At 53.8% G+C, this 11,150-nt stretch carries 10 protein-coding genes; all 10 read right to left on the reverse strand.

What is annotated here, in order from left to right; genetic code table 11:
* Positions 1 to 59 precede the first annotated feature (59 nt).
* Complete coding sequence (locus tag G9Q73_RS05735) at positions 60 to 818, reverse strand: PEP-CTERM sorting domain-containing protein (RefSeq protein ID WP_177418943.1); 759 nt, start codon at positions 816 to 818, stop codon at positions 60 to 62.
* A gap of 437 nt (positions 819 to 1,255) precedes the next feature.
* The gene (locus tag G9Q73_RS05740) at positions 1,256 to 2,251 is read right to left on the reverse strand and encodes a sulfotransferase family protein (protein ID WP_246345055.1); all 996 of its coding nucleotides are present in this window, start codon (positions 2,249 to 2,251) and stop codon (positions 1,256 to 1,258) included.
* Positions 2,235 to 3,287, reverse strand: a complete 1,053-nt coding sequence (locus tag G9Q73_RS05745) for a sulfotransferase family protein (protein WP_177418944.1) — start codon at positions 3,285 to 3,287, stop codon at positions 2,235 to 2,237. The genes G9Q73_RS05740 and G9Q73_RS05745 overlap by 17 nt, the downstream gene beginning before the upstream one ends.
* 3 nt (positions 3,288 to 3,290) lie before the next feature.
* Positions 3,291 to 4,205 carry a sulfotransferase family protein gene (locus tag G9Q73_RS05750; RefSeq protein ID WP_177418945.1) on the reverse strand — a complete coding sequence of 305 codons (915 nt, stop codon included), beginning with the start codon at positions 4,203 to 4,205 and terminating at the stop codon, positions 3,291 to 3,293.
* A 35-nt stretch (positions 4,206 to 4,240) separates the two neighbouring features.
* Positions 4,241 to 5,443, reverse strand: a complete 1,203-nt coding sequence (locus tag G9Q73_RS05755) for a glycosyltransferase family 4 protein (protein ID WP_177418946.1) — start codon at positions 5,441 to 5,443, stop codon at positions 4,241 to 4,243.
* Entirely contained in the window at positions 5,436 to 6,845 is a 1,410-nt protein-coding gene (locus G9Q73_RS05760) for an O-antigen ligase family protein (protein ID WP_177418947.1), read from the reverse strand. Before G9Q73_RS05760 ends, G9Q73_RS05755 begins: the two co-directional genes overlap by 8 nt.
* Before the next feature lie 19 nt (positions 6,846 to 6,864).
* Positions 6,865 to 8,358 (reverse strand): hypothetical protein, encoded by a 1,494-nt coding sequence (locus tag G9Q73_RS05765; RefSeq protein WP_177418948.1) that lies wholly within the window; start codon positions 8,356 to 8,358, stop codon positions 6,865 to 6,867.
* Between the two features lie 97 nt (positions 8,359 to 8,455).
* Complete coding sequence (gene cysQ, locus G9Q73_RS05770) at positions 8,456 to 9,244, reverse strand: 3'(2'),5'-bisphosphate nucleotidase CysQ (protein ID WP_177418949.1); 789 nt, start codon at positions 9,242 to 9,244, stop codon at positions 8,456 to 8,458.
* Positions 9,245 to 9,361: 117 nt separating this feature from the next.
* A complete protein-coding gene (locus G9Q73_RS05775) occupies positions 9,362 to 10,246 on the reverse strand; it encodes a sulfotransferase domain-containing protein (protein WP_177418950.1) in 885 nt (294 codons plus the stop codon).
* A 13-nt stretch (positions 10,247 to 10,259) separates the two neighbouring features.
* A partial coding sequence (locus G9Q73_RS05780) for an MATE family efflux transporter (RefSeq protein ID WP_177418951.1) occupies positions 10,260 to 11,150 on the reverse strand: 891 nt, incomplete at its 5' end.

Consider the following 11,150-nt stretch of genomic DNA (forward strand, 5'->3'; position numbering starts at 1 on the left):
GAGGGTGTGGTGGATGATTGCGGACTGAGTCGAATCCTCGCTTTGTCCGCAATCGAGTGCTATTTGAGGCGGGGAGCGAAGCGCTGCGCCACCATTTTACGCCTGCTGTTGAGTGCAGTGAGCAACAACAATCCAGCGAAGAACAGAAACAGGCTTGACGGTTCCGGTACGACACTAATTTGTTTGATGCGAAATTTGTCATCGGTTTGTCCGATGGCGGGCGCGATGATCAACTGGTCGATCCCGCTAAGGCCAGAGAGGCTGAAGGGATTGCTAAGGCTTATCTGTCCAGTCGTCTTGGTGAATCCGGCGATGCTCTCCAGGGTGACGAAGTTGAGATCAGTAAAACTGTCGATGCCGTTGCCAGCGTCGGCGTAGAGGGCATCCAGGCCGCTGCCGAGCCAAAGAGAGAAGTGATCGCTGCTGGAGACGCTGCCGAATTCAATGGTCAGGTCCTCCAGGAAAAAATCGAAATCGAAGAGTATCAGATCAATGTTGTCCTGATTATCGATCTGGGCGCTGCTATCGCTCACTTCCTTGTTGACGCCGAGGCCATTGATTTCGTTGCGGGTCAGTTTTGCGTTATTGAAGGTCGGGTTGAAACTGCCGTCGGGATTTTTTACCTGAGCAAAAGCATTGAGGATCAGCGTCTCGCCAGCGGTGGTGCAGTTCACAGCGTCGGTGCTGACACCTCCGGTGCTCAACGATTCATCACATGCAGAGGTTCCGGTGAAATCCCAGGTGACCGCCCCTGCGTAGGCCCCTCCCTGTAATCCGAGAGTCAACACGATTCCGTACATTGCTTGTGATAGTTTCATGTCTTGTTCCCGCTCCGGCGTATGTTAGTCGTTGTTAAAGTAGAGAGTGCACGCTACTTAAATATTGTGATATGCACTTCTTTCTTGTTGATTTACAGGAATATGAGCAAGTCTCATGCCAGAATATAAATTCCACTCTAACTGCTTAAAAAATATGAAAATATATTATGTATTTACGACCAGTAGCTGGCAGATGCGGTGTGTATGTAAAGGATTCCGACATAAAAAGGAAGAGTGTTCATAAATGTCGGGTGTTTGTTACGCAGAATTTACAATTATATAGGAAATAAATTCCATATTTTTCGAAAAAAAACAGACAACATATTGATTTTACATAAATTATGTTTATAAGCAGTTAGTGGATTATACTGCTGTAAAACATTCCGACATCCTGTTTGGGCAATTTCCCGGAGAATCTTTCTCTGTCCCGCAGAGCTTTATTCGTAACCGAGCTTGCGCTGTGTCTCTTCGAACGGATCTCGTAGCACATCTGCCAATTCAAACGGTTTGCGGGGTGGTACGGGACGCAGGGTGTCTTTCCCATATTCGAGAAATTTGTCGTCGGCAGGTAATTCGCAGAAGCTAAGTATGTCCGATAGCCAGGTGTCCGGATCGGCCGTCAATTTCTCGTAGTCGATTCGCATGACATGATCAGGATCATTCTCACACAGTTGCAGTCCCTCCCGCATACTGATGATCCACTCCACAGCGGCCCTGTCGGTATGCTTGTCGAAGGCCATTATCTCGTCCTGATGGCTGGCAAGATCCCGATGTTCAGGCAACAGCTGTTCCACCAACAGTCGCCATTTCCGGTCGTCTCTGCCCCACCAGTCGTGGGTCTCATCGCCCTTGTGAACCGCCAACCGTTGCGACCAGCGGTCGATGGAGGTGCAGGTGTCCCATCCATTGCGCGCAAGGAATAGAAAACGCGCGTTTGGGAACAGTGATTTGATAAATGGAGTGCGGAAGATCATTTCCGGATACTTGTCGACAACCCTGCGCGATCCAGTCATCCGCAGGTAGGCCCCGTAGAGCCTTTGCAGGGTGATCCTGAGTTCATCATTTGTCTGCGCCTCGCTCATGCGATAGTGTGCCGGCAGGCTGCTGTAGTTTCCTATCAGGTCCTCGTTCGGATACGCCGAGTGCCAGAGGGCCTTGGGTTCGTTCAGAAAGCCCACCTCCCTGTGCATCGACAACAGCACTCCGAGGATGGTTGTGCCACTGCGCCCTGTGCCGATGATGTAGATGGGTTTTTCAACCGGCTTCAATTGCGGCAGTCTTTTTGCTGCACCATGGATGCCAAAGACCAGTGGATTGATCCAACGTCCTTTTGTCGTCAGTGGCCGCCCCTCGAACAGCAGATAGCTTATCAGACGCGGCAGCAATCGGCCCGGCCTTGTCTTTACATAGTGTTTGTCAATCTGAGCGATCATTGCTTTTTTTACCTCCGCCTAGCAGAGCCCTCAACTGGATCAATGTACGCTTCGGGTTGGCGATAATTACCCCGAGAACATGCAGCGGCAAGCGCAGTAACGGTAGCAGCAGCCAGGGATACCATCCGGAGCGGGCAACGGGTTCGTAACCAAGCTCATGCATCAGTCCGGCGGCGGCTTTTTCTGCGATCAGGATGTCGCCTTTCGGAAGATGGCCGCGCCAGTCTGCTGAATACGATGCTGAGATGCCCCGTTTCTCGATATTATGCTCAGAGTGGGAGGAACCGACTTGGGGTACGTCGAGCATCCGCTCGTCAAAGGGGATACCCAGGAATGCACAGAGCGATATGAGTTGCTCCTCCGGTTCCAGGGTGAGAGACTCGAATTTCAGTTCGTGATATCTCGGGTGATCCTTCAGATTGCGTCCCTGCCGTACCGCCTTGATCCACAGTTTGATCATGGTGAGGGGGTGATAGTTCGCCAGCACACGCAGGACGTTTTTCCAATGCATGCTGGCGGCACCCCGCCATTTTTTTGTCCAGCGTTTTCTCTGTGAAAAGAGCACCGCGCGTGGATCGCGCACGATCTGCACCACATGTGATTCCGGGAACTGCTCAAGCAACTCTGCCGCATAGAAGATGTTGCGTGGTGTTTGATCGGTAATCAGCATTTCGCCATCCCGCTCCGGGAGATGGCTCAACACATGGCGGAACAGGGCTGCCGCAGGAAAGTTATCAGTCGGCTGCTGCTGGTATAAGTCTGCGATCAGTCTCCCGGCTTGCTCCCGTGCGTCAGCATCCGGCTCTCCGGAGAAGATACCATGTCTGACACGTTGCAGCAGAACGGCGGCGGCATCTTCAGCCATAGCGCGATTCCAGTTTGGATCCCGTTGACGGGGATCCCAGAGCTCACCGAAAAAGTGCAGTTCGTTCAGTGCGAGAACCGCAGGGTGTTGTCCCAGGATTCGATTGAGCATGGTGGTTCCGCTGCGTGAGGCACCGACAACAAATAGCAATTCGCATTCCATCTCTCTCATTGCCTATCCACGCTTGCCGGTGTTCTGTTCGAGCCAGGTGGGGAGATTAGTATATCCCCGTTCGGTGAGAATCTTGTTGAGCTGACGGTTGGACTCCAGGAAGAGATCCTTCGCGCGGGCTTTCTGTTCATCGCTTATGATCTCGCGCCGCTGCGCGGTATTCATCGACTGATACCATCGTCGTAGTACCCGCTTTACCCCAGGGCTGCTGCGGAAGAATCGCTCACCCTTGTCGTTTACCCAGAGCGCGATTCGCTGTAGCGTCCGGTTGCGAAACTGCACCGTCTTATTCTCCACGCCGAGACTGATTTCATCGTATACCGATTCGTCGATCTTCAGCCACCGACAGATCTCATGCAGGAGCTTTGGGGTGTCTGTGCGGAGATCATCGAAAAAAACCACCTTCAGACGCTCTCCGAACACTTCAAACCAGGGTTCGATGTAGTTGGCATAGCGTCCTCCCTCAATACCGAACCATACGTTGTTCTCCCGTTGGGAGAGTTCTTCTTCGCTCATTTTGCGGCAGTGCTCCAGGTAGGACTCCAGCGAAAGATCGGCTGCCAGTTCGAGCATTGTCTTTTTGAAGCGGTAGAAGGAGAGCAGACGACCGACAGGTTCACGCAGCATCAGGATTATGTGCGTGTCGCCGAGAGTCTCATCAATCGCCTGCGCCACGGGTTTGCCGCCGTAGAAATAACCCGGAGTCGACTCCATGATGTGGCGTTCGCCTGAGGTATCCTCGAACTGTGCTGCGTATTCTTCGAGTGGTGCCATAGGTTCAGCATAGCGAAGAGGCAGGAAGTAACAAGTCTCCTTGATCCTCGATGCACCTATCTCCGGGTGGAGAGCAAGATAGGAGAAGAGCGAGGTGGTCCCCGCCTTGTTTACGCCTGCAATGATCAGATTGGGCAGTGCCATGATTTTATTCCCGAAATCCTGAAAGACCAGTGCCTTTACAGGACCTTTCCGTAGACCGTCTCGATCTGTGCCAGATGACGTTGTGGTGAGAACTGTTCGATAACTTTTTTCCTGCCCCTGCGACCCATCTCGACTGCCTCGGACGGATGCTCTGACATCCACTTCATCCACTCTGCCAGTGCCTGGTGGTCGCCCGCTTCGATGAGAAAACCGTCTTCACCCTCAGTCACAACTTCAGGCATACCGCCCATGCGACTGGCCACCACGGGTCGTCCGTGGGCGAAGGACTCGATCAACGCCAGACCGAAGGTTTCGTAGCATTCTGACACGGTGATGGTACAGATGCTGCCGCGGATCAGTTCGCTGAGTTCGTCTCCCTGTTTGAAACCGACATAATGTACATGTTCCATTCCCGGTTTGGACAGGTGCTGCTTGAGCGCCTCACGTTCGCTGCCGTCGCCTGCGATATACAGCGGGACCTCCGGTAACTGTTCCGCCGCACGGAGCAGTGTCCAAAGACCTTTGCTTCTCTCCAGGCGTCCAAAGTAGAGACAATAACCGCCCCGTTCGAAGCTGGGTTGAAGCAAATCTGCATCGATGAAATTGTGTACTGTGGAGATTCTGTTGGCCGGTGCGCCGAGATCGATCAGCTTGTGGCGCTGAAAATCACTGACAGTGATGAAGTGGTCTATCTTGTCTCTGGCGCCAAACCAGCGGGAGACGTACGACTCTGCAGCGCTCAGACAGGAGCGGGCCAGCGAACCCCGGTTGCAGCGGTTTTGCACCGCACGCCAGAAATGCCGGCCGGCACAGGCTTCGCAGGGGCCGTCAGCCGTCACCAGTCCGTAAGTCGGACACACCAGTTTGAACTCGTGCAGCGTCTGTATGATCGGGATACCCCGTCTCTTCAGTGGTGCAAGAATGGAGGCGGTAAGCTGTCCGTAATAGATATGAAGATGGGCAAGGTCGATTCGGTTTTCCTGTAGTAGTTTGGCGATGGCCCTGGCCGCAGGTCTTGAGTAGATGTATCGCAGAAGATCTGCCGCTGAAGGATCGTCGAAGTTGATGCCTTGGGGGAAATAACGGCTCCAGGTGCTTGCCTGGTTGTTCGGATGCTGTGCCGAAAACGGGATAATCTTATAACCGTTGTCAGAGAGTAGCTTGTTTAGTTCGAACCGGTATTTATCCGAACCACCACGGATAAAATTGATTTGTGAGATGCTCAGAATACTATTCATGATGTTTGATGGGGGGCTTGGCGATATCTTTGTTCCACCCATAACCGGAAGCTGACAGCAATCCCACGAGAAACCAGAAATAAAACGCGTAGGCACGGATGACGAGCGTCCGCTCGACAAATGTGTAGATGAAAGTGACGACAATAAGAATCAGCACGGTGACGGCAAGCTTTCGCACGATCGGTGTTATGGGCAGCTGTGATCTGCGAATACGGTTCGCATTGCGTCCCAGTCGCCAGAGCAGGAACATCCAGACGCTGAATCCCAGGATTCCGAAGTAAACCAGCAGCGCCATCCAGTAGACGTCCCTGTAGGAGTTGTAGGTGAGCAGTTGACTGAGTCCAGAACGGTCTGCAACAAACAGCTGGATGGCGTGACCGGGATCAGGCCCGAATCCAAGCAGGTTGAATGATCCGAATACACTGACGGCCGCTTCTCTGAAGAACCAGAGTCGGGAAGCGGTTGCTGACCTGGCCCAATACTCTTCGGACATGAGGTGGCGCATCAGTTCAAACACCGCAACCTGGTGCTCCCGTGCTTCGCGCCCGGAGACGATGTTTCCACTTTCCATCGCGCTGTCCACGGCGATCATCAGGGCGCCCCCAATCATCAGCAATATCACACTCGGTACTATTCGGCGCCTGTCGCCGGAGAGCAGCAGTGCCAGTATGGGGATAAAGGCCCCCAGCACTATCGCTGCCCGCTTGTAGGTTGTGAGTATGCCCAGAAGCAGCAGAGCTATCGCCACGACGAGAAAAAGCGTCTCCCGTAGTGGGCGTGATCTCTCCATGAAAAAATCGCTTGCGGCAACCGACAGGGAAACAAGCAGAAACATCGCCAGGATACCCGGCTGCCCCAGGGTGCCGATGCCGGCGCCGATCCGATCCGTTGTCGGATCTCTGGTGAGCAGGGTCTTGCCGGCGATTTCTGTATCCATCAGACGGAGATAGAAAAACTGCTTGATACCCTCGCCACCGAGGAACTGTAAGATTGCGATGATGGCCTGAATAAGACCCAGAATGATGATCAGGCGAAAGATGATTCTGATCTGCTCCGGTCTATACCTCAAGTTGGCCAGGATATAAAAGAGCACCACATAGCGAAGCAGTGTACGAAGGTTGGAAACTGCCGGTGTCGGGTCGGAGCCGTTTTTTACCAACGATACAAATGCAATCGTCACGAACAGCAACAGCGGGAGATCGACCAGGGTGCGCCTGAAGGGCCGTCCGTCTCCAAGGCGTGTGGTCAGCAGCAGCACGAACAGCAGATAGATCGACGCTTCCACCGCCACGAACAGAATGGACTGCAAGGACTCAGCACCCGGCAGGTAACGCATTACCATCGATTCGAACGGCAGATAGGCGCCGAGAATCAGTGCTGCGTTGAATATCAGGCGGTCCACTCGACGATCTAATTCCCAGTCAGTTGGTCAGCGCATCATCAAAGATGGCTGAACAGAATGAATTGCCCGGTAACTGGAGCCTGTCCCAGCTCCCTGTCTGGCGCGAAATCGCCACCTCGGGCGGCGCAGTCGAGGGGGCCGTTTTACTCCCACCGTTGGTAGCGGCGAGATCCCTGTTGGCAACACAATCCAACTGCCATCGTCCTGCAAGCCTTGAGCCGTTGATCTGCACCTTCAGAACCTGCCCGGCGCGGCTACGGTTGAGCAGCAGGAAATACCATCGCGATCCCGCACCACCCAGGACCGAAGTATTGACCGCAGGAAATCCTGCCGGGAATGCCTGACTTCCCTTGATTTCAGGATTATTGCCGATAGTGAAATCGTAGCGGCTTTCTGCTTTGGCAAGGACTTCACCGATCAGCTGAAATGGAAAGTATGCTGCCCGCTTTACCGTTGCACCTTTTGGCGCCATATCCTTCTTCTTCGCTTTGGAAAAGAGTGAAGGCCACTTGCCTCTGGCCGCAATCTGATGATAATCAGCGAGTGTAATGGTGTCGCTGTTGAGGATGCGGATAAAATGATCGCCGATGAACATGGCATGCAGCTGTGTATTGTTCATGGTGCGATTGCCGAAGCCGCGGATGTTCCATTCTGTCAGCCACAGTGGCATGTCGCCGTATAGATCCCGATAGTATTTCATCGCCGGATCCCATTGTTGTTCAAGTCGGGAGAAGATGTCGCGGTAGAGGATGTCGAGGTTGTCTGTATCCGGCATCCGCCAATAGGCATGCACGGCTATGGCATCGGCGAAGTCGGCCTGTGTCATGGCCTGATCCCATCGCTGTCGATAATCCCCTTTGGATCCCGAATCGGCAAAGAAGCCAGTCCCTGACGCCGGGACGGCCAGCTGGATCTCCGGATCCTCCCTGCGCATGGCATCCGCATGTCTGCGTGCGATTTGCAGATATTTTCCTGGACCGCCGATCAGGTCGCGGTATATACGGATATAGAACTCGTTGCCCAGTTCCCAGCGTTTGATTTTGTATCCCTTCTGTTTGGCGTAGCGCACCCAAGCCGCGCTCTCTTCCGGTGTGCCGGTAGACAGGTTCACAACCACCAGCGGCTCGATGCCAAAGCGTTTACAAAGTACCATGAAGTCGTCGAACGAGAAGCGCCCCTTTCTCAAACTCTGCAGCGACTGGTATCTGTCGAGATTTTCCCGATTGAGACTTGCCGCGCGCGTAATATCCATCTCTTCAAGGCGGAATCCCTCTTCTGCCCAGTGGTAGAAATTAGCTACGGTGCCTCCAGGAAATCTCAACATTACCGGTTGTAGCGGTCCGATATGCCTGATGAATTCGTCATCGAGAAAGCCGAAATGGCCAGGGGCAAGATTGGTGTTAAATCCGTAGACATCGCGATTTAATGGCACTTGTGTTCGGCTGTCTACCTCGATGATGATCTCAGCCTGCGCCTTGGCGAATGATCCCAACAACAGCGCGAAAGCCAGCACAGCAGATCCCACTGACTTTACCCTTGTCCTGAATCCTGTGCCTTGCTGATCCAAAATCAATTCATCACAGTGTTCAGGCACTTGCTTTGGTTTCTATTCACGACTGCCCGCAGTGTTCATGCCAGGGGTATCCACTATCGCCGAACACCAGAAAATAGGGATTCAACATCGATTCCTTTTTACCGTAGCGCAACATGTTGCCTCCGGTGTCAGTCACCCTTCCTCCAGCTGCTTCGACTACCGCTTGGGAAGCCGCCGTATCCCATTCAGAGGTGGGACCCAATCTGGGATAGATGTCCGCCTCACCAGAAGCGACCAGGCAGAGCTTCAGGGAACTGCCCATGCTGATCAGTTCGTGGGGGCCGAGTTCGTTGAGAAAGTGCTTTAAGCTCTCTCCAGCGTGGGAACGGCTGCCCACTACCCGTACGGGATTCTGTCTGGTCCGGGTGGCGGATATCGCATGAGCCTCCCCCGAACCGTTGCGCCGGAATGCGCCTGTTTCCAGGCTGCCGTAAAACAGCAGGTCCAGCGCCGGTGCGTAGACCACACCCAACACCGGCTTGTTGTTCTCGATGAGTGCGATGTTTACCGTGAACTCACCATTTCTCTTGATGAACTCCTTGGTGCCGTCCAATGGGTCTATCAGCCAGAAGCGCGTCCAGGAACGGCGCACCTCGAAGGGGATGCTCTCAGACTCCTCTGACAACACCGGAGTATCCGGGTCAAGCCTGTGCAACGATTCTACGATGATGTTATGCGATGCAAGATCTGCTTCGGTGAGCGGGGAGTTGTCAGACTTCGTCTGTACGTCGATCTCTTTGGCGTAGACATCCATGATGGCCCGGCCCGCTTCGATCGCTATTGGAATGATTTCATTCAGATACATGTTACAAACCTTATATGGTTGGAAAAATGCCAATGTTCGATGAGTGTTCGACTATCCTCCCGTCCGATTGGCAATGGGCTAAACAAGCCCAGTTTCTTGTTGATCATCGGCCTGGAATCACCAGTCAAACGGGCGACCGGTCAACTCTTCCAGCCGTCTGTTGTGCGGGGCGAAATAGGCTTCGAGTCTGCGTCTTGTCGCATCTTTCATGACTGGGATCTGCAGCGGTTTCTCGTTCCAGGCCACAAGCCGCTGTTTCAGTCTGTCGGATACCCTGCGAGGCAGTAGACGACGGATGATTTTTTTGATCGTTCCGCGATATGAGAGCACTTTGGCCAGTTGCGGTGACCTGGCTTGGGCTGCCTTGTTGAAGCGTACTGAGACATCAGGTTCAAACGCTTCATCCACGCCGATCACTGAAAACAGCGCACGACAGATGCTCAGCGGATCCTCCTTTAATTCGTCGAACGCAAATACATGTACTTGCAGGGGGCTGAAAATCTCCTGTAACGCCGCTATCTGATCAGCGTAGATCCCTTTGCTGAGGTAGGTTGTACCGCCATCGCCATCTCTGGATGCATCACCATCGACCGACAGTTCCCGCTCGATGGCTGTCTCAAAATCTGCCGAATCCTCCCAGCCTCGACGTTTGGCATGCCAATAGGCGGAATAGGCCCTGTCGATTGAGTTGCGCAACACCAGTACCACATGTACGCCGGGATTGTGTGCATGAAGACGCTGCACGGCGGTGGGATTTCCGCTGACTGCGACGCTCTTGGCGATAATCCTGATTCCAGTATCAATACAGGGGGAAAAATAGCGGGCATGGGCAGCCGGATATCCCTCTTCGAACTCCTCGTCGTTGACGAAGTAGTTCATCTCCCGTTTGTCATGGGTGCAGATCCGGGGGTGACTTCCGACATACCGAACAAGTGAGGTGGTGCCAGATTTCTCGGCCCCGATTATCATTACATCGATCGGTTTCACAGTGTGTGCGTTCACTTGTTGGAATCCATTACCCTTGTGATTCCCGTTTACCCATTCGTGCTGTAAAGGGCAGAGTGACAATACCCAGATGCCGCCATACCAAGATTGCGGCAACGAGATTCTGGCTTGCCATGGTGACGGACGTTGCCACCGCCGCCCCCATAATCCCGTATCGCGGCACCAGTATCAGGTTCAATACCAGATTGATTGCTACGCAGAAAATAATATTATTTCTCATCAGCTTTTCGTGGCCGGTCATCATCAGAAGATAGGCGACGGAACCTGTGGCCACGTTGACGAACTGGCCCAGGGCAAGGATGGAGAGAATCGTACCGCCCTCTGCAAACTCGGTGCCGAACAACCGCAGCACCCAGTCAGGAAATAGCAGAAATAGAGCCAGAACCGGCAGTGCGAGCAGGGCCATGAGCCGTGCCGCGCCCACTGCAGTGGCCTCCAATGCCTGCATGTCGCCACGCTGATGCAGCTCCGCGAATTTTGGTGCGGAGATGCTGTTTACCGCAATCAGTATGAAGCTTGTAAGCAGAGCCGTGCGCTGGGCGATGTTGAAAACGCCGACATCGCTCGCTGTCCCCCATAATCCGAGAAAAAAAGTCGATGACCATTTGATCGCCAGAGTCAGCAGGGCAATCACCAGCAACGGTCGGGCGCTGCTGAGCAGGGCAGGGGGGAGCGACTGTCCACCTGAGACAGGGGATTCATGCAGAGCACCCTTCCAGAATAATATGGCGATGGCGGTGGTGAGGAGTGCTGCTCCCACATGGGCCCAGACAGCTCCCACAATGCCGAAAGCCGGGGTCAGGATCAGGACTCCGGGGACGGCGAGCGCCGGTAGCCAGACGCTCTGCACGGACACTGCCGCTTTGATTCGTTTGAGTCCCTTCAGAGAGTGGGCGTAGAG

It is taken from the genome of endosymbiont of Lamellibrachia barhami, from assembly GCF_011947365.2.
Lineage (GTDB): Bacteria > Pseudomonadota > Gammaproteobacteria > Chromatiales > Chromatiaceae > QGON01.

What these genes read in the sequence shown, in the direction of transcription:
- G9Q73_RS05735 (WP_177418943.1), bottom strand. Translation starts at nt 818, where the DNA reads ATGAAACTATCACAAGCAATGTACGGAATCGTGTTGACTCTCGGATTA.
- G9Q73_RS05740 (WP_246345055.1), bottom strand. Translation starts at nt 2,251, where the DNA reads ATGATCGCTCAGATTGACAAACACTATGTAAAGACAAGGCCGGGCCGA.
- G9Q73_RS05745 (WP_177418944.1), bottom strand. Translation starts at nt 3,287, where the DNA reads ATGAGAGAGATGGAATGCGAATTGCTATTTGTTGTCGGTGCCTCACGC.
- G9Q73_RS05750 (WP_177418945.1), bottom strand. Translation starts at nt 4,205, where the DNA reads ATGGCACTGCCCAATCTGATCATTGCAGGCGTAAACAAGGCGGGGACC.
- G9Q73_RS05755 (WP_177418946.1), bottom strand. Translation starts at nt 5,443, where the DNA reads ATGAATAGTATTCTGAGCATCTCACAAATCAATTTTATCCGTGGTGGT.
- cysQ (WP_177418949.1), bottom strand. Translation starts at nt 9,244, where the DNA reads ATGTATCTGAATGAAATCATTCCAATAGCGATCGAAGCGGGCCGGGCC.